The sequence below is a fragment of the Paenibacillus sp. MY03 genome (genome assembly GCF_002165585.1).
In the GTDB taxonomy this organism is placed as follows: Bacteria; Bacillota; Bacilli; order Paenibacillales; family Paenibacillaceae; genus Pristimantibacillus; species Pristimantibacillus agaridevorans.
In genome coordinates this window covers 56,323-75,611 of the sequence record NZ_MXQD01000031.1, presented here as the reverse complement: position 1 = coordinate 75,611, position 19,289 = coordinate 56,323, and the positions used below count along the sequence as shown (strand labels likewise).

Sequence of the window (19,289 nt, the reverse complement as noted above, 5' to 3'; positions counted from 1 at the left end):
CCTAAAATAACGCGTTATCCTTATTGATTCGCCGGACGATCCAGTTGGACAGAAACACGAGCGTGAAGCCGACGACCGATTGCAGCAGCCCCGCTGCCGAAGACAGTCCGATATCGCCAACGGTCAGGAATGTTCGATAGACATAGGTATCGATGACGTTCGTCACCGGGAACAATACGCCGGATTCTCTTGGCACCTGGAAGAAGAGACCGAAGTCGGCGTTGAAGATTCGGCCGATCTGAAGCAGCGTCATGATGACGATGACCGGCGTAATAAGCGGGATCGTGATTCGCGTCATTTGCTTCCACTTGCTGGCTCCGTCGATGGTAGCGGCTTCGTAATATTCCTCATCTATGCCAATGATCGCGGCCATGTAGATAACTGTGTAATAGCCGACCCACTTCCACGTGTTGACCAGCGGCAATACGTACGGCCACACCTCCTTGGTGAAATACCACTTCACCTCGTCCAGTCCCAGCATCGGCAGAAGCGTCGTATTCAGAAATCCATGTTCGTCGCTCATAAAGGCGAAAGCCAGATAACTGACCACGACCATCGACAGGAAGTAAGGCAGGAACATGATGGTTTGATGCAGCTTCGCCAGAAAACGGCTTCTCATCTCGTTCAGCATCAGGGCGAACGCGAGCGGCACGATCAGATTCAGCACGATGAAGCTTCCATTATAGAGCAGCGTGTTTCTCGTAATGATCCAGGCATCCTTCGTTTTGAACAAATATTCGAAGTTCCGCAAGCCCGTCCATGGGCTTCCAAGAATGCCGTCGGTGTAATTGATGTTCTTGAACGCGATCAGAATGCCGAACATCGGAATGTAGTTATTGACGACCAATATGGCGATTCCGGGCAGCATCATCAGATAGAACATCCAGTATTTGCGGAAGACGCTCCTCTGAAATTTGCCGTAAAGAATGTCCATCGCCTTCCCTCCTCCTGTTTCTCGCTTGCTACTTCTTTAGTTTAAATAAAAAAAACGCCGACATCTGTCGGCGTAATGACCGCATTGTCGGCGCTGTGACTAATAAGGTTGTTCAAAAAGTCCGATTTTCATCACGAAGTAGGCCAAGAAGCATACTCGACATCGAATATGGAACGCAAGCGAAACTAAGCGTATGCTTTCGAAGTATGTTTCCTCCGGAAACATTGCAGGTGCTCACGTAGCTTCCACTACGCTCCGCTCCTCAGGTTCTAGCTTCATCCAATCTTCTCGGTACTGAGAACCGAACTTTTTGAACTTTTACTATAATGGTTGTTTAAAAAGTCCGCTTCCTATTAATTGGATTTAGATGTTTTGAAACTTTTTCCTGTATTCTTGCGGGGTAAGTCCCGTGACGCGTTTGTAGGCCTGGGAGAAATGCGAGAAGTTGGAATATCCGACCGATACGGCGATATCGCTGATCCGGTTGTTCGTATTCGCCAGCTCCGTCTTCGCCTTGGTCATTCTGAGCTCCGCCAGATAGTCGGTTAACGTCAGTCCCGTTTCCTTGCGGAACAGCCGGGAGAGATAAGCAGGATTCAGATAAACAAGCTCAGCTGCCTGCTCACGGCTAAAATCCTCGTGGAGATGCTCCTTCATATGTTGTTGGACCTTCTCCACGGCGCTGGATACCACCTTGCCGTTCTTCGACGAATAGTCAGCCGTCATCATGCAGATCCGGTGGGTCCAAGCCCGCAGCTTGGACAACGACTTCAGCGCGGCCGCGCCGTCCTCCCACTCGTTCGCCGGGTATACGTCGGATGCCTGCAACGTTCTCTCGTTTAACCAGCCGAACAGCATATGCATAAAGCCAAAATAATACGAAGCAAGTTCCGTATAGTTCGCCTTGCGCTCCAGCAGCCGGTCGAAACATTCGTCCACTCGGTACGCAAGCTCCGTTCGTTTGCCAAGCGAAAGCAAGGAACTCCAATCCGCAAACGGGAATTCATACGCGGTGTGATTGCTTTTGCTTTTGCCCGGTTCGGCATGGAGCCATACGGTGCCGCCTTGGCTGACATTGTTTTTCTCCTGCTCCAGCAGCCTCTGCGCTTCCGCCCTCGCTTCCTGCAGCAAGACCGGCGAGCCGGCGTAACAAGACAGCTGACAATGCAGCAGCGTGCGGCATTGCTGGATCAGATGCAGACAACGCGACTCCAGCCCGGATTCTTCTTCGGGATGAGGGTGGTAGTCGATGACGTAGAGCATGCCGTTCGGTTCCTGCACGACGGTCCCGGCACGCCCCTCGAGCAGCAGCTCTTCGGCTGCCTTCTTGACCGCATAAGTCATAATCGCTTCGTCTCTCGCCGACCATTCCTCTCGCCATTGCTCGATGCTGACGACGATCATACGGATGAGACTGTCTCCTTGCAGCGGGATGTCGTAGGTCCCCAAAATCGGCTCCAGCCTGCTTGGATGGGTCGATACGCGATCATGCAGATAATCCTGCCAGAACCGCTCGACCATGGCGGGCCGCTGCTGTCTCCACTGCTCGGATACCATCGCGAACGTATCCTTGATCTCGACGAGCTGGCGCTGCTCCTTTACCTTCATCGCGGCGGCCGCGATACATTGTTTTAACTGGGCATGATCAATCGGTTTGAGCAAATAATCGAAGCAGTCGAGATGCACCGCTTGCTGAGCATAAACAAAATCCGCATGGCCTGTCAGGAACAACGTCACGGTATCCGGCTTATTCCCATTTACCCATCGAAGCAATTCAATGCCGTTGTCGCCGGGCATATCGATGTCCGATAACAAGATATCGATCCGATGCTCCTGCATCATCTCTTTGGCTTCTTCCGCGTCATATGCGACAAAGAGCTCCGCGATTTCCGTATCGCTCCAGTCGATTCCATGGCGGATCCCGCGAATCGCTATATCCTCGTCATCCACGACCAACAAATTATACATCGTTTAAGCTCCTCCCCCTTGCAACGGAATGCTGATCGTGACCACGGCACCTCCGTCAGCGCTATTGCCGAATTCGATTGAACAGCGGTCTCCGTACAGAATCGACAATCGGTCGATCACATTCATAATGCCAAGTCCCCCGGAATCGCCTTGAGGCACATACCGTTTCTGCCGGAGCTGTTCTAACACCGCCTCATCGTACCCCGTACCGTTATCGGCAACCGTCAGCGTCAATGCGGGTTGGCCCTCTCTCTCGCCTATTGCCGCGGTAATCGAAATATGGAAGGTTTTCCGCCTGTTCTTGAAGCCATGTATGATCGCATTCTCTACGAAAGGCTGCAGCGTTAGCGCCGGAATCGGCAGTTTGGTTACTTCTTCATCCGCTTTAATGGCGCAGGCCAGCTTATCGGGAAATCGGATCTGCTGAATCGTAATATAGTTGCCGATATGCGACAGCTCCTCCCGGATCGTAATGGTGTCCGAGTTGCTGCGCATAATAAATCGGAAGTAGTCGGCCAGGTGAAGCGACATCTTTTTTACGGATTCCGTATCGTTAAGAGCGGCCAGGTTATAAATAATATTCAAGCTGTTCATATAAAAATGCGGGTTTATCTGGCTTTGGAGCTGCCGCAGCTCCCCCTGTTTGACGCGGAGCTGCTCCTCGTACACGTCGATCTTAAGCGTCTTGATCTGCTCCGCCATCTTGTTAAAGGTTTCGCCCAGAAACTCGAATTCGATCGTCTTGCCCCGCTTGAGACGGACATCCAGCATGCCCAGCGAGATTTTCCGCATACCGAAGATCAGCTCCTGAAGCGGCTTAAACAACATTTTGCGGATGAAAATCAAATACAGGGACAAAATCAGAACCAGACCAATCGGAGCGAATAACGCGACATTGCGGAAAAAGCTCAGTTCCTTCAGCAGCGCCTGCTCGGGAACAATCACTTGATAAGCGACGGGAACAACCCGGCTGGGCCGGTTCATGACGAGATAGGACTTTCCGTTATCGCTACTGCTCAGCGTCTGGTAGGAAACATTCGTAATCCGTGTAGCCCCGGCATCTACAGGAGGTTCATTTTCCGTAAGCCGTTTTTTGAGACGATCTTCTTCCCGCAGCCATATCCCCGTATCGCCAATGACACCGTCGCTCCATTGGGTGAGGAGACTTTCGTTAATGTCCTTCAAGCGAATCAGCGCTCCGACATGAAGTCCGGCATTGACCTCAATGCTATTCAGCAGGAAAAATCCCCCCGGCATTCTCTGATCGAACCGAACCTCCCATCTCCGGCTAACGTCGTCCGTTATGGATGCCGTACTGGCTGTGCGCTCGCCCATATGCGTCTGTATAATATCCTTCATATTATTGTATTCGCTGTTCGTACCCATAATAATGTCCTGTTCGTGATACAAGAACACGCTGTCAATGACATTATAGATGTCGACGTCCCGCTTCAGCTTGGTATCGATCCGAATCTTCGTAAGCGTATACATATCGTCGTTTGTCGGGAACGACATTAACATGCCGACATCCACGTCCAGAATGGACATCTTAAGAAGGTAGTTCATAATTTCATCCAAATTGTCGTCCGTCTGCCCGACGAAGATATCCAGCGTATTGCTGTACGTCTCCGTTACCTTGTCGCGAACGATATCCCTGGAATAGAAGTGATTAATCATCATGAACAAAAGGGTAGGCAGCATGACCGCCAAAAAACCCGCAATCAAAATGGTTCGAATCGAATAAACGAATTTCAAAGCGGCTTCCCCCTCGCGATAACTAATCATTCTACAAATCTTGCCAATAATCCTCTTTGTCCGGAGGGTTGCATCAGATCTGGCAAACACAAAAAAGCAGCCATCTTCAGTAGAAAATGGACTGCTTTTTTCCTCTGGCACACTTGCCTTGGCTTTCACCGTTTACTCTTTAAGAGAGCAAATATCAAACGAGCGGTACAATGCAGGCAACGCCTCGCGCAACGCTGCTTCGTTCTCATGGGGATCGCCGCGTTCGTACAACCAGCGCTGCGGCAGGCTGCCCCGCGCCTTCCCGTTCAGCTTTACTTCATAAGCCCCGTTGTCATACACAATAGCCGTACATGGCACAAGCTCCCCCGGCAGCACCGTATCGCCCTGCTCACATAACGTCCGGGGCAGCAGACGGTAGCTACCGTCTGCACGGCGTACAAGGGCACGACCAGATACCTCGGCCCAGATCGCCGTTTCCCATACATTGTGGCTTATGCCGTCCAGCTCTGCGAGCTGCTCCGACGTTGCTTCCTCTTCCACGGCGCGTAGAAAGTCCATCCGGCTCTCATGCAGGAAAGCAAAAGTGAGATACCGCCGCAGACGCGGTTGCATATCCCGTACGAAGGAAAGATTAGGCAGCAGCCAGAACGAATTGTGTCGGCCATACGCAAACGGTCCATCTCCGGTGGCGCAGGGGTACAGCGCGACGGGCAGCCGGCTGTCCAACAGGCATCTGATCGCATTCGGGTCCAGCAGCACGTTCCATTCCAGAAAGCCGGGGTCAGAGGAGCCGGCGGACAGATGCACCCGACGCACCTTCTCCAGCATCAGGTCCGGCTCGCGATTGTAAGCAGCCGCGATTGTGCGGGCCGAGCCGAAGGACAGAACCTCTACCTGTCCTGCCGCTCGACGCAGCGTCTCCAACATCAGACAGATGCCTCCTTGTCCGTAAGCCGGCGTATTCTCCATCTTATCGTCCGGTCCCTTCATCGGCACGAACGGTCCCGGCGCGAAGGGTATCTTGCGGTTGTAAATATAATTGAGCTGCGACATCGGCACGATACCAGGGTCACGTCCCAGGCCGCGCATGTCGCGAAACATCGGATTGTTGTCGTTCGCATAGGGCGAACGGAATTTCTCGGTCACATCCAGTATGACGGCCAACAGGTCAATTTCCGGCAGAGAATAAGCGGTCAGAATGTCAAAGTTGTCGCCGGGATCTTGCGCCGGATGATACATGTCGGTTACGACGATAACAGATGTTTTCTCTTGCATCAATATGCCTCCTAGTGTCGCGATTCAGTCCAGTTCCAGCACCGCAACCTGTCCGGGAGCCACCGCGAACGATGGCAGCAAGCGATCCGCTCCCGACACCTGCAACGTATAATCGGTCTCCGACACGATGTCGCGCGCTTTGGCCGAGGCCGCACCCGGCCAGCGCAGCGATACGCTCAAGGAAACATCGCTGCGGTGATTCACCAGTAAGATGCCCGGCTTGCCGTCAGCTTGACGGAATGGCAAATATTCCAGCCCTTCCGCTCCGCCGACAACCACCTCCGCGCTGTTGAGCCGCGTCGTAAAAGCCCCGATCATGCGGGCGGACGACGGCAGCATAGTCGCCCCCGGGAATGCGTCGCTGTTCAGGTCGTAATCGGTCAGCGACAGGAACACCTTGCCGCTGCCGTAAATATTCCTGACGGCGACGGGATCGCCGCCTGCAGCCTTCGCGATAACGGCAGCCGAGGGTGCGGTCACCGACATGGATGCATACGCGTAGCTCTGTCCTTGCGGCAGCGTATCTGTCGTCACGACCGATGAAAGCTCGCTCACAAGCATTGTAGTGGCCGACGAGTTGCTCGTCAGCGCCGTATTATAGCTTCCGCCCCAGAAATCAGTCTCCAGGCCGTACGACGCGAACTGACTGGCGTTGGCGTACAGCCATCCCCCGTCCTCGACATAGTCCTTCAGTTTGTCGAACAGCCCTTGATCTCCCTGGAATCTGCCCATCAGCACTACGCCGTCGTATTCGGCCAGCTTCTCCGGCGCAATATCAGATGCCACCACATCGACCGGACCGTATGGCGTAGAGGTAAACACACCTGGATATTTGAAAAGCCCGCCGCTATTCTCGGAGCCGGGGTACAGCAGTTTCATCGTCTCACGCTGCGCCTCCTCCGGCCGCTCGGCAGGCAACAGGCCCCAACGCTGACCGATCGGATTGCCTTTGTCGTAAGGAGGATTCGTCCAGCTTGGCCAGCCCTGCCACAGCGTGGACGGCGTATAGCCGTTGTTCAGGTCGGTCATGATGGCAACACGCTTCGCCGGGTTGCCGGCCTCGTGGTTGTCAGCGTACGCATGGAACGCCTTGACCTCCTGCGCCCACAGTGACGGCTGCCAGTCGCCGTCCCTGCCTTTGTCGGTGAATACTGTAATACCGTCCTGCGGAACCAGCATCCGGGAGCCCGAATAGTAGGCAAGGAACAGCGAACGCCTCATTTCGTTAACGCTGTAGCCGGTATTCATGTTCCCGATGCCCCACTGATTCTGATACTGGATCATTTGCGGGTCTTCGGTCGGCACCTTATGGTCGTACCACAGCGACAGCCATGTGCCGAACGGCTTGTCGAACTGATACGAGGCCCCTCGCAGATAAGCAAGCTGTACGCCTCCGCTGACCATATGCTCCTGCAACTGGCCGATTACCCAGTCGGCTCCGGCCCGATACGTCGCATGCTGGTACGTTAGCGCGCTGTTGACCAGCGCCTCGGTGCCCCAACTCTGATAACGATCGGCATATAGGCCGATTTCCGCTTCATACTTCGCTCGGCCTGCCGCATCCGTGGCGAAGTTGTACAGGTCGCCCATGTCTTCGCGCGTCTCCTGCCGCAGCGCTCCTTGTACCATAGAGATGTCCATCTCCTCAGCATGCAGCCCCAGAAAGTAATTTCCTCCAATGGATTGCAGCACTCCGACCTCTTCCTCGGTGAAAATATCCGGCGTCGTGTCCTGCACCCAGCCTTCCGTCACCTTCGCAGGGCGCGCAATGTCTCCAAGCCCTCTCCGCTGGCTGACCATAAAACCGGTGCCGCCTGCCTGCAACTGCGACGCGGACACCAAAATATCAATTTTCGAGTTGCCCTGCCAGCCGTTGGTGGCCAAATAGCCACGCTTCGGCAGCCATACAAAGTTGCCGATACCGTTATTCAGCGTCTCCTTCGTCTCCTTGATCGTGCCCGTATCGGGCCCGATCAGCACCTCGTCAGGCTCCGACGTATCCGAGACCGAGCGGCCGGCCAGCAAATACGCCGCCTGAATTTCCGGAGAGCGCGTGCGGGTACCGCCTGTCAATCTGATTACCACTTTTTTCGCTGCACCGTCAGCGACCGCTCCCATATCAAGCAGCCAGCCTTCTGTTTGAGCTAGCACGTTCTGCCCGGCGTCCAGCGCCTGGATTTGCAGCGTCGATCCTTCCGGCACGACGGCTTGCACCGCCACCGCCGCCAGCCGTTGTCCAGCAGGATACGACGGTACATCAAGCGTCAGCCTGCCGGTATCCGCATAAGCCTTGCGCCCGATCCGGATGTAATCCACATTTGCCGTGGACGTGCCTGCCGCGATCCGGTACATATGATGCGAATCTGTCTCGTTATTGCCCCTCGGAATATTGTAGAAACTGAATACCTGCTGTACCGATGCAGGAGCGGAACCCGAATTCAGACTGACGGTATGGGGTACATCGTCCAGATAAACCGTCATTTCTCCGCCGCCCGGTTCCTTGAGCGCATAAACCTCTAAACTGTCTCCGATGAAAGTTCCGCGCAGCTCTCCGCCGGGCGAAATCCGCGCCGCCTTGCCGTTATGGTAAACGCCGCCCGTCACTTCCGTCCAGCCGCTGCCGCCGAGAGCCCCGAGACCGGGGCCAATGACTGAGCCGTCGATCACTTCGATGTAGTCAAGCCATACATCCCATGATTTCCAGAAGGAGTTGTGTTTCACATATCCCGTCTCGTCGTTCAGGGAGGTCAGCTTCAGCGTATGGTTGCCCGGGGACAGGCCGGTGACGGACAGCAGCTCGTCGTAAGCAGTGAACACCAGATCGTTATTGCCGTCAATGACGCCCTCAATGGCTCCATTGTCGATGCTGTAGCCGATCTGTCCTACCCAAGAAAACTTCATGCCGTAGAGCCGGATACCCGTCCCGTTGAAGCTCAGCGTCAAAGTAGAGTCCTCGGACGGCTTGCTGCGCAGGTGCAAGGTGCGGTTCATCGCTGCCCATTCGAAGGGACGGACATCCCATGCGCCTGACAAGGCTGAAGAACCGTACAACTCCTCGGCCTGAATGGCCTCGAGCGGCGTCTCCGCTTCACGGATCGTATAAGACAACGCGCCGTCATCGTCGAGTCGTAATGTTTCCTTGTAGAAATCCCGCGCCGGTCGCGGCTCGAAATCCTCACGGTATATGACCAGTCCGTCATGCACGACAACCAAATCGTCAATGACAGCGGTTCCCTGCCCGTCCACAAAGAAATGGAGCCGGTAATCGTCGGAGGAGCCCAACGTGAAGGTCGATTCATGAGCGTAGATCTGTCCGCTCGGGGCGGTTGCCGTCGTTGCTCCCCTGTCGCCCGCCGTACCACATGCTCCGTCGCATGCTTTGAACATCACATCAACGCCCGTACCGATTACCTTATATTGAAACCGAACCGTGTAACTCTCGCCCGCCTGCAAAATAAACCTCGATGAGTCGGTTCGTGCGATCTCCACTGGTCCGGCTGCTTTCCCGTCGGCTGCCAACGAACGGCTGCCATAGATGGCCAGCCCCGCCTCTCCCGTCACTCGGCCGCCCTCGTCCGCAGTTTCCGGCTGCTCCAGATAAGTTCCGCTGTAATCCCCTGTCCATAAGCGCTCGAAATCCTCATGGGAGATCAGCTTGCCATCCTTGTAGAGCTTGATGGAATCGATCGAAATTTCGCCGCCATTACGGATTCCCCAGACCAGTCGGTAATCGTTGTAATTGCCCAGCTTGAACTTATGCTCGACGTGGTACGTGTAACCCGGCGCGCCCTCCAGCTTAAGGGTGCCATCGTTGTCGGGCATGCCGTCGCGATCCTCGTCCAGCGGCGTCCAGCCCGCTGATCCCGTCGGCGAATAAGCAAAGAAGTAAAAATACTTTTCATTCGCCGGCTTCGACGTCAGAGGGGATGGACGAATAATACGGTAATCGAATTCGATAAAATATTCGCCCTGCTCAGCGAGCGGAAGCTCAGACGGAACGGAGTGCAGCACCTCGTTCCACTCTACGCCCGTCGTTGTTTTGGCAGTTACAGAATAGCTCCCGTTTAAAACCTTGCTTTTGTTGGCGGTGATGAAACCGCCGTCGCCCCAGGGAGACTGATAGGGCGTATCGTCGAAATCACCCGCCTTGAGCGGCTCGAAGCCTTCTTTGTAGACTAGCTTGCCTGCGACGCCTCCTTTATACACCTCAATATTGTCCACGGATACCGCGCCGCCGCCCCGAATACCCCAGATCAGGCGGTAATCATCATGAGGACCGAGTTGGAACTGCTTCGTTACCGTGTAAGTTTGTTCGGCCGCGTCGTCCTCCCATGTTTGCCAACTGGAGGCGGAAGCGGGCTCGCCGCCCGTATCGCTTTTGGCGAAAAAATATAAATAATCGCCCAGCGGCTGCAGAGCCCGATACTGAAAGCGAACCGTATAAGTTTGCGAAGCTTCCAGCGTGAGTTGAACGGGATCGGAATGCAAGAACTCCACCCATTCGGCTCCCTGATCCGAAACGCTCCGCAGCGCGTACAGCCCGTCGATAACCTGCTCCGGTAGATCCGTCACGACGCCATGTCCCGGCCAGGACGGGGCGGATAGATAGGTCTGGTACAACGGAGCCTCCGGTTCGAACGATTCCTTGTCGACGGACACGCCGCCTCTCTTTACTACGATATCATCGATGGAAACGGCTCCGCCGCCACGGAGTCCGAAGACGAGGTGGTAGTCCGTACGGGAGCTTGTCGTCAGATCGATCGTAGCGGTATACTCATGAACCTCCCCCGGCTCTCCCTCCAGCTCGGCCCAGCCCAACGATTCCCCACCGCCGCCTGAAGGCGTGTATGCAAAAAAATACGCGTAATTCTGCGGAGTCTCAGCGATTCTGTATTTAAATGTAACCAAATAGCTGTTCCCTGGCAGCAGAGGGAGCTTGCCAGAGTCGGAGTGCAGAAATTCCCGCCAGTCCGGCGACGAGGATTTGGCGTACAGCGAATAGTGGTCTGCGATCACCTTGTCCGGTTCGCTAGTAATAAGGCTGTCCACATTGGGCGGGCTCGTCAGCGCGTACGCGGTGTCTCCAATCTCTTCGGCCGCTTGCGCGGCGGGCAAGCTCGAGCCCGGCAGAATGGGAAAAAGAAGCAAAAGGACTAATACAAGCAGCAATCCCGTTTTCAAACGACGGTTCATCAGGGCAGCCTCCTTGTTATTCTTTGACCGATCCAAGCATAATTCCGTGAATAAAAAAGCGTTGCAGAAACGGGTAAATCAGCAGCACAGGAAGCATGGTGACAAATATTTTTGCCGCATTGAGCGTCCGGTTGGACAGCTCCCCGAGATTTTTGAGCTGATCCGGCGTCATACTTTCCGTACTAAAACGGACGACCATTTGTTGTACATAGGTTTGCAACGGATATTTCTCCGGATTGCTGATCAGAATCAGCCCGTCAAAGAAGGAGTTCCAATGGCCGACGATGCTGAACAGAGTTACGGTCGCAAGCACGGGCGCGGATAGCGGGACAAAGATGTTCCACAGCACATACCACGGCCCCGCGCCATCCATATAACCAGCCTCCTCCAACTCCCGCGGCAAACTGCGGAAGAAGTTGACTGTCAGGATGACGTTGAACACCGGCACCGCCCCCGGCAGCACCAGCGCCCAGATCGTATTCAGCAATTCATATTCCTTGATGGTCAGATACCACGGAATCAGTCCGCCGCTGAACAGCATCGTAAATACAACAAACCACATGTACACATTGCGTCCGGAGAACTGCGCTGCGGATTTGGACAGCGGATACGCCATCAGCACCGTCAGCACGAAGTTGATCAGCGCCCCAAGACCCACACGCTGCAAGGAAACGCCGAACGCGCGAAAAAAAGCGGGATCGTCCATAATAGTCCTGTAAGCTTGCAGTGTGAATTGGACCGGCCATAGCTTAACGAGCCCCCCGGCTGCCGCGGCGCTGGAGCTCAACGAGACGGCCACCGTATACCAGATCGGATAAAGCGACAGCAAGGCGGCGCCGCCCAGCACCAGCGCGATCAGGCCGTCCGCCAGCTTGTCGGACAGAGAATGGGATTTCATCATGGATGTTCACCTCCGTCCTTCAGAAGATTCGATAATTGGCAAAGCGGGATGCCAGCACGTAAGAGCATATAATCAACACGAAGCTGACAACGGACTTCAACAAGCCGACAGCGGTGGCAAGACCATACTGGGCATCCATCAAACCGCTGCGGTACACATAAGTGTCGATGATATCGCCCGACTCGTAGACGACGGGATTGTATAAGTTGAACACTTGATCGAAGCCCGCATTAAGCACATTGCCGAGCCCCAACGTCGCGAGCAGCACAATGACAGGTAGCATGCCCGGCAGTGTCACATGCCGCAGCCGCTGCCAGCGCCCCGCGCCGTCCAGCGCCGCAGCCTCGTACAGCGCCGGGCTGATGCCTGCCAAAGCAGCGAGGAACACAATCGTATTAAAGCCAAATTCTTTCCACACTTCGCTTCCGATCAATATCGCCGGGAACCACTTATTGCTGGCAAAGAACAGAATCGGCTCGATATCAAACACGCTGAGCAGTTGATTGACCAAACCCTTGTAGCCCAGAATATCGGTAAGAATGCCTGCCAGGATAACCCATGACAGAAAATGCGGCAAATAAACGACCGTCTGCACGATCCGCTTGAACAGCCTCATCCGCAGTTCGTTCAGCAGCAGCGCGAATACGATCGGCACGGCCAGATTGCCCGCTATTTTCATAATGGCGATAAACAACGTATTTCTAAAAATAAGTCCGCTGTCCCGCAACTGAAACATATAGCGGATATTGTCAAGCCCCGTCCACTCCGAATGAAAGATGCCGCGGCCTGGACTGTATTGCTGAAACGCGATAACGATGCCAAACATCGGCACGACAGAGAACAGCACCAGCAGCAGAATACCGGGCGCAAGCATGAGATGGTAGTCCAGCGCAAACGTTTTTTTTCTCCCCATGACGGCTCCTCCCCCTTCAAAGGAAAGTGGCGCCGGACTGTCGCGGGCACCACTTTCACATTTATCGTTTTATGGCTGCAGGAGTTCGGCCACCTCGGCCGTTATTTCGTCACCGCCCTGCTTCTTCCAATCAATTACGAATTGGTCGAACGCTTCGATCGGCGCCGAGCCCATAATAATTTTGTTAAACACCTCCTGCTGCAGCTTGCCGAGAGCCGCTCCCTTCGTCACCATTGTGTTCGTTTCGCCGTAGTAGAGGCTCGGCACTTTATTGAGCTGAGGCTCGAGCAGTTGTCCGCCCCCGACAACATAGGAGAAGGCTTCCGACCAAGCTGCAATATCCGAGGTAGGGTTGTCTTTTGTTTTAAGCCAGCTTTCATAAATGCGCTTCTGTTTGCTCGTAAGCTGATCCGCTGGCAGCTCGTTGTTCAGAGCCTTGATGACTTTCTCAGCATCCTTTTCGATGGAATCCGGGAAGTCGACCGGCGCACGCAGCGGTTCGTTGACCCAGTCCACGCCGAGATCCATATCGGCCTCGGGATCAAGGCCCTGTTCGTTTTCGGTCTGCACATTGACCAGCTTCATGATTGCTTCGGGATGTTTGTAGCCTTTTTTCACCACATAGAACATCGAAGAAGGCGATTGCACATGCGTGTTGTATTTGCCGTCCTTGCCGAGCGGCGCCAGATATGCCTTCCATTGTGCTTCCGGATCGTTCTGCATCGACTGGTTGAGCGGGTTGAAGCCCATCCACCACGGTCCGAAAAAGACGCCCGTACGGTTGCTGATGATCGGCTCCAACACATCCTTGCGCAGCGCAAACTCCTTGTCGATGAGACCCGCCGCATACATCTCTCTCAGCTTCGCCAGCGATTCTCTCGTCTCCGGGGCGATCAGGCCGCTCATGACATTGCCGTCCTTGTCCTTCACCCAGTTGGTCGGAAACGCGCCGTAGGAAGCGAAGATCGGATTCAGCGTCGGGAAGTTGTTGGTCATGCCGAACAGGCTGTAAGCCGGCAAGCCGATCTGATCCTTGACGTTGCCCGGATTTTTATCCAGAAACTCAGCGATGACATGCTCCAGTTCCTCCAGCGTGGTCGGCGCCTGCAGCCCGAGCTTATCCAGCCAGTCCTGGCGGATGAACATCATGTACATCGAGTCGCCCAGTCCCTGCGAAGCGGGAATCGCCATCACCCGTCCGCCGAACGTGGCCGCTTTGGTCGCCGCATGATCGCCCGCCGCATAGATTTCCTTGACGAGCGGAGACGCGTATTGCTCGATGACCTCGGTCATATCCTCTACCAATCCGGCGTCCACCAGCTTGCGCAGCTCGGAGTACGAGTACACGACCATAGCGTCGGGAAGATCGCCACTGGCGGTCGCTACGCTTACCTTCTGGGAGTAAGCTTCGCCTCCCGCTTGCCAATAAGCTTTAAACTTCAAATTCAGCCGCTTCTCCAGATAACGCGTAAACTGGTTGCTGATCGGCGTATCTCCTTCCGGCAGCGATTTGTCAGACAGATTAAGCGACTTGCCAATGGAAATTTCGAGCGGCTCCTCGTACCGTCCAAAGGGATCGTGCTCTTCGACGATGGAGGTTGCCTCCGGGTTGGCTGTTGCCGTATTTCTCCCCGTTCCAGCGGTGCTCTCCGGCTTGCCCGCTCCACCGGTGCAGGCAGTCGTCAGCATGGCGGACAGGACAAACAATAGAGTGAAGTTTCTGATAAATCGTGTTGACACGTTACATCCCCCTAGCGTATTTGTTTAATTAACTGTTCAGCTTGCGATCGCACTTTTATTATAAATGAAAAAAACCGTTTCCAAGTCGGGAAACGGTCCTTGATTAAGAGCATATTTGCCTCATGTCGCCTAAAGAAAGATTTAGCAGCGGACGAAATTCCACTATGGGCTGGACGTTTCTCCACTTGTGCCGATATAGCGGGAGCGGTATTCGCGCGGCAGCAGCCCGTATTGGCTGCGGAATACTTTACTGAAATATTTTTCGTCGGCATAACCGGAGCGTTCCGCTACCCAGTAGATAGGTTTGTCCGTGCTTTCCAGCAGACGCTTCGCCCGTTCCATGCGAGCTGCGCGCACATATTCAACGAACGGCTTGCCCACCATATCACGGAAACATTGGCTGAAGTAACTGCGGCTGAGATTAACCGCTACGGCGACATCAACGAGGCTAAAATCTTCTTCCAGATGCTCCTCGACATACCGAATCGCCTTCGCGACGCTCTCTACTACCTCGGACGAATACCCGCTATGCAGAAAGGCGGCCTGATATCGTCGACGGATGCCGTCCAGCATGTCGACGCAGCCGCTCCAATCCGTCATGCGCTCGAGATCCGGCTCCAGACCCGCCGCTTCTCCGGCCACTCCGAACGTGCGAAGCTCCCGCAGCGACGACAGCAGCATGTCCCGCGTTTGGATGGCAGGCAGGCGCGCATCCTCTGTCTCCCGCAACAGCTTAGCATACGCCTCGTCATCGCGTAGCCACCGCCAGTCGGTCCAGCTCCGTTGCAATGACGACTGAAGCGCTACGGTCTCCGGTTCAGCCATCGCTTCCGCAAGCCAAGCCTCCGGATCGACCCGGTAGACGCGACGTTCCGGTTCGGACAGATAGAACAGCCCCGTCTCCCGGAAGCGCCGCGCCGCTTTGCCGAGCCGATCCCGTTCTATGCCGCACGGCCTCTCGAAACCGAGCACCGTCCATTCTCTGCCAAGTGCTTGCTGAATGCTTACTGCCCCGCCTTCCTTGTTGTATTCGGGAAGCGGCACGTACCAGACGCCGTCATCCAGTTCCTGTGCTTCTGCGACCATATGAGCAGGACGCTCCGCCGCTTTACCTCCGCGCTTGCCGATATAATAGGCGATCGCCAGTGTCTCCAGCGACAAACTCACTTGCGCCATGCCGCCTCGTTGACGTTCCTTCCCGATACGCGCCTTGATCCGGCCCAATACCTGCTCCAGCTGCTCCTTCTCCAGTTCTACCTTTGCAATATAATCGATAGCGCCGAGGCGCAGCGCTTCCTGCACCAGCTCGAAATCCTGATGGAACGTCAGCACGACGACCGGAATGTCGGGATGCCGCTCCTTCATGACATGCATCAGCTCCAGTCCCGACAATACGGGCATCGCCAGGTCGGTAATGACCAGATCCACAGGATTGGCCGACAAAAATTCCAGCGCTTTCTCGCCATTAGCCGCCTCGCCCGCCACTTTCATTCCGAATTTGTCCCATGGCATCAATGCGATAAAGCCAGCTCGAACCAGTTTTTCGTCATCCACGACCAACACGTTCATCTCGTTAAGTCCCCTCCTGTCTGATGGGCAGCTTGAGATAGACGCAAGTGCCTTCGCCTTCGACGCTTTCTATGCCGAAGTCCGCGGACTGTCCAAATTGATTTTCCAGCACCTTGCGAACGTAGTAGGTGCCAATGCCAAGACCTATCTTGCCGTCTGTTCCGAGACCGTCCTGCATCAGCATATCCAATTTGGGCTGCGTCATGCCCGCTCCATTGTCCCGCACTGTAATCGTGAATACAGACTCGCCGGACAATCGCCCAATCGTGACGGTGATGACCCCGTTCTCGCCGAGATTGCCGTGATACAGCGAATTTTCAACGAGAGGCTGCAGGATAAATCGCGGTATCGCGAACTGAAGCACCTCCGGCTCCGCCAGCACGGACACCTGGAATTCGAAGTCGTAGCGGACTCTTTGCAAGGCAATATAATCCTGCAGCGCTTCGATTTCCTCCGCGACGGTAGACATATGTCCTTTTTTGCCCAGATTGTAATACAGAAGCTTGTTCAGCGAAGAAGCCAGCTCGTCGATCTCATGATTGCCCTTGACGCGAGCAAGCCACCGTATCGTATCAAGCGTGTTATGAATAAAATGCGGGTTGATCTGGTACAGCAGCTTCTCCGTCTCGAAGTCCGCTCGCCGCCTCTCTTTGATGGCGTTATCCTCCAGCAGTTGCCGGATGCGAAGCCGCATCTTCTCGAAGTGCCGCAACAGTTGATCGAACTCCACGATTCGGGTAGACGCGATTGGCGTAGACAAGTCGCCGGTGCCGACCAGTTGGAAACCGTTGTTGATTCTCCTCAGCGGGTCATAAACCATGCGCCAGATCACCCGCGCGAGTATAAGGCCCACGACAAGCGACAGCAGCAGAATGACGCCAAGCTGCAGCAACCAGCGGTTAATCTCCTTATGGTAGGTGCCACTGGGCACCAGGCTGACGACCCTCCAGCCTGTATACGTCGGTTCATGAAACAGATAATACCCAGCACTGCGAACCTTCTTCGTACCGCCCAAAGCGAGACGACTGCCTGGCGGGAACGCCTTCTCCTCTTCCGAATAAATCACTACGCCGGTGTCGTCCACAATGAGATGCGGGCGATTCGTCCGATCGGTTTCGAGAATATTTTGCATAAAATTATAACTTGTCTCCGCATAGATCATCACATGTTTGTTGTCGGGCAAGTCGACTCTTCGAATGACGGATAGTACATTCCGGTGATTAAAACGATCCAGTGATCGATGCGGACGGAAATAGGTGATGCTTGAAGTCTTAGACATGACCGGCAACTCGTCCAGTCTAAACTCCCTTACCTGCGGCATTGCAAACACTAGCGACTCGCTGGACTCGTCGTAATAAAAGGTCAGTCCAATCACGGGGTTGGTAATGGAGATCAAATTGAGTTCGCTCGTAATCTCCCGTGTCAGCTTCGATTTCTCGTACAGATCGTCCGAAGTCAACCACTCCCCCAGCTTGCTCCCCACGCTGTCGGCGAAAGCGAAGCGCTGTGTGGCGTAGTTCAGACTTTCCAACGTTCCCTGCAACGATGTCGCGAACTGCTTCAGATTGTTCTGAATTTCGTTCTCGATTCGCTGATTCAACAGCGGATACACGTTGCTGAGATACAGAATCAGAATGGACACGAGCGGTGCGAGCACCATAATCGTAAAAAACAGCACCAGCCGATTCTTGAGAGATCTAGACGACGGAAGTGGTACTGTCTGTTTGTTCATCCCGGCAGCTCCTGTCCTGTAAGCAGTTAACGTTCGTGGCATTGCGATCCGCCGAGCGTTCTTATTCATAAACTAACATCAAGCGAAAAACCCGTCAATCGGAGATTGACTAGTCGCCGATCCGGTTCTTCGTATTCGCCAGCTCCTCTTTGAATTAGACTCGTAACCCGGCCGACAATCGTCGAGCAAACCTCAATACACAAAGAACGCTTGTCACATTATCGCGACAAGCGTTCTCCGTTCGATGACCGATTCGTTTTCATTTATACGGTATTCTGTCATATTCTTTATCAAATTTCGGGTTTATGTTACGATATCCTTACGTCATTCTGTCCCATACAAGTCGAAAGCAAAAGGAGTCCGAGCCATGTATTCCGGGATGCACCATGAGCAAGTTGTCTATCAGAATCCGTTTCTTGCCATGCGAATCTGGCAAATCGATTGCAAGGATACCGCGCCGGAAGCCGTTCAATTGCAGGTCGAGCAGGATTGGAGACAGAAACAGTATGCAGAATGGCATTACCACGAGGAGGTAGAGTTTCTCCTTATCCTCAAGGGAGAGCTGACGGCCTTTTGCACAGAGGAACGATTGGTACTGCGCAAAGGAGATATCTGCCTGTTCGGATCCTCCGAACCTCACAGGACGATTCAAACGAAGGACGGCAACTTGAGTTACCTCGTGTTCCAAATTGATCTGCGCAAATATTGGGATCAGAGCACGCTGACCAGCATGCGTCACTTCTCGGAAGTTCTTCGTCCGCTCAGCACGCTGAACTACATTTACAGGGAGTGCCGCGATGCGCGCACCCGCTCTGCCGCCCTGATCCGCGATATTTTCAAGGAAATGAACGAAGGCCAGCTTGGTTACGAGCTTGCCGTTTCTTCCCGCATCAAAGATCTTCTCTTATTGCTGCTTAGACATGATGAGCGTAAGCAGCTGAATTATAGCGACAACCAATTGGCTCATCGGCTGCAGCCAGCAATTGACTATGTGGAAGAACGACTGGGCAACAAACTGTCCGTGGTCGAGGTCAGCAGCCTTCTTAATATGAGCTATACCCACTTTATTAAGACGTTCAAGAAAGCGTTCGGCATGTCCTTTATTGACTTCGTCTCCTACAAGCGAATAAGGAAGGCCGAGCAACAGCTGCTTACGAGCGACATCAGCATCGCCGAAGTTGCCGAAGCGGCGGGAGTCTCAAACCTTGGACACTTCTACGATCTGTTCCAACGGTACAACGATTGTTCGCCCAAACAATTCAGGGATCGGCATAAGGCGCCGGCCCTCTCCCCCCAATAGCGCATGAAGCAAGCAAGA

The 19,289-nt window shown here is 54.4% G+C and carries 11 protein-coding genes; 1 reads left to right on the top strand and 10 read right to left on the bottom strand.

Annotated elements, in window-relative coordinates:
* Nucleotide 1: 1 nt before the first annotated feature.
* From B1748_RS21870 to B1748_RS21825, 10 genes are all read right to left on the bottom strand, one after another.
* Nucleotides 2-934 (bottom strand): ABC transporter permease, encoded by a 933-nt coding sequence (locus B1748_RS21870; protein ID WP_087570075.1) that lies wholly within the window; start codon nucleotides 932-934, stop codon nucleotides 2-4.
* 363 nt (nucleotides 935-1,297) lie between these two features.
* Nucleotides 1,298-2,902 carry a helix-turn-helix domain-containing protein gene (locus B1748_RS21865; RefSeq protein WP_087570074.1) on the bottom strand — a complete coding sequence of 535 codons (1,605 nt, stop codon included), beginning with the start codon at nucleotides 2,900-2,902 and terminating at the stop codon, nucleotides 1,298-1,300.
* 3 nt (nucleotides 2,903-2,905) lie between these two features.
* Complete coding sequence (locus B1748_RS21860; protein WP_087570133.1) at nucleotides 2,906-4,657, bottom strand: sensor histidine kinase; 1,752 nt, start codon at nucleotides 4,655-4,657, stop codon at nucleotides 2,906-2,908.
* Between the two features lie 162 nt (nucleotides 4,658-4,819).
* Nucleotides 4,820-5,923, bottom strand: a complete 1,104-nt coding sequence (locus tag B1748_RS21855; protein WP_087570073.1) for a hypothetical protein — start codon at nucleotides 5,921-5,923, stop codon at nucleotides 4,820-4,822.
* Nucleotides 5,924-5,947: 24 nt separating this feature from the next.
* Complete coding sequence (locus B1748_RS21850; protein WP_087570072.1) at nucleotides 5,948-11,116, bottom strand: hypothetical protein; 5,169 nt, start codon at nucleotides 11,114-11,116, stop codon at nucleotides 5,948-5,950.
* A gap of 16 nt (nucleotides 11,117-11,132) precedes the next feature.
* Nucleotides 11,133-12,017 carry a carbohydrate ABC transporter permease gene (locus B1748_RS21845; protein WP_087570071.1) on the bottom strand — a complete coding sequence of 295 codons (885 nt, stop codon included), beginning with the start codon at nucleotides 12,015-12,017 and terminating at the stop codon, nucleotides 11,133-11,135.
* A 19-nt stretch (nucleotides 12,018-12,036) separates the two neighbouring features.
* Nucleotides 12,037-12,930, bottom strand: a complete 894-nt coding sequence (locus B1748_RS21840) for an ABC transporter permease (protein WP_087570070.1) — start codon at nucleotides 12,928-12,930, stop codon at nucleotides 12,037-12,039.
* 69 nt (nucleotides 12,931-12,999) lie between these two features.
* Nucleotides 13,000-14,670 (bottom strand): extracellular solute-binding protein, encoded by a 1,671-nt coding sequence (locus tag B1748_RS21835; protein WP_087570069.1) that lies wholly within the window; start codon nucleotides 14,668-14,670, stop codon nucleotides 13,000-13,002.
* A gap of 162 nt (nucleotides 14,671-14,832) precedes the next feature.
* Entirely contained in the window at nucleotides 14,833-16,239 is a 1,407-nt protein-coding gene (locus B1748_RS21830; RefSeq protein ID WP_087570068.1) for a response regulator, read from the bottom strand.
* A 4-nt stretch (nucleotides 16,240-16,243) separates the two neighbouring features.
* Nucleotides 16,244-17,971, bottom strand: coding sequence for a sensor histidine kinase (locus tag B1748_RS21825; RefSeq protein WP_179215736.1), 1,728 nt, complete (start codon nucleotides 17,969-17,971; stop codon nucleotides 16,244-16,246).
* A 367-nt stretch (nucleotides 17,972-18,338) separates the two neighbouring features.
* On the opposite strand from B1748_RS21825, the gene B1748_RS21820 reads away from it, so the two are divergent.
* Nucleotides 18,339-19,271, top strand: a complete 933-nt coding sequence (locus B1748_RS21820; protein WP_179215735.1) for an AraC family transcriptional regulator — start codon at nucleotides 18,339-18,341, stop codon at nucleotides 19,269-19,271.
* Nucleotides 19,272-19,289 lie beyond the last annotated feature (18 nt).

Bases quoted from the DNA above. Each gene is read 5' to 3' on its own strand.
- B1748_RS21830 (WP_087570068.1), bottom strand. From the start codon at position 16,239: ATGAACGTGTTGGTCGTGGATGACGAAAAACTGGTTCGAGCTGGCTTT.
- B1748_RS21850 (WP_087570072.1), bottom strand. From the start codon at position 11,116: ATGAACCGTCGTTTGAAAACGGGATTGCTGCTTGTATTAGTCCTTTTG.
- B1748_RS21820 (WP_179215735.1), top strand. From the start codon at position 18,339: ATGTATTCCGGGATGCACCATGAGCAAGTTGTCTATCAGAATCCGTTT.
- B1748_RS21840 (WP_087570070.1), bottom strand. From the start codon at position 12,930: ATGGGGAGAAAAAAAACGTTTGCGCTGGACTACCATCTCATGCTTGCG.
- B1748_RS21865 (WP_087570074.1), bottom strand. From the start codon at position 2,902: ATGTATAATTTGTTGGTCGTGGATGACGAGGATATAGCGATTCGCGGG.
- B1748_RS21870 (WP_087570075.1), bottom strand. From the start codon at position 934: ATGGACATTCTTTACGGCAAATTTCAGAGGAGCGTCTTCCGCAAATAC.
- B1748_RS21825 (WP_179215736.1), bottom strand. From the start codon at position 17,971: ATGAACAAACAGACAGTACCACTTCCGTCGTCTAGATCTCTCAAGAAT.
- B1748_RS21855 (WP_087570073.1), bottom strand. From the start codon at position 5,923: ATGCAAGAGAAAACATCTGTTATCGTCGTAACCGACATGTATCATCCG.
- B1748_RS21845 (WP_087570071.1), bottom strand. From the start codon at position 12,017: ATGATGAAATCCCATTCTCTGTCCGACAAGCTGGCGGACGGCCTGATC.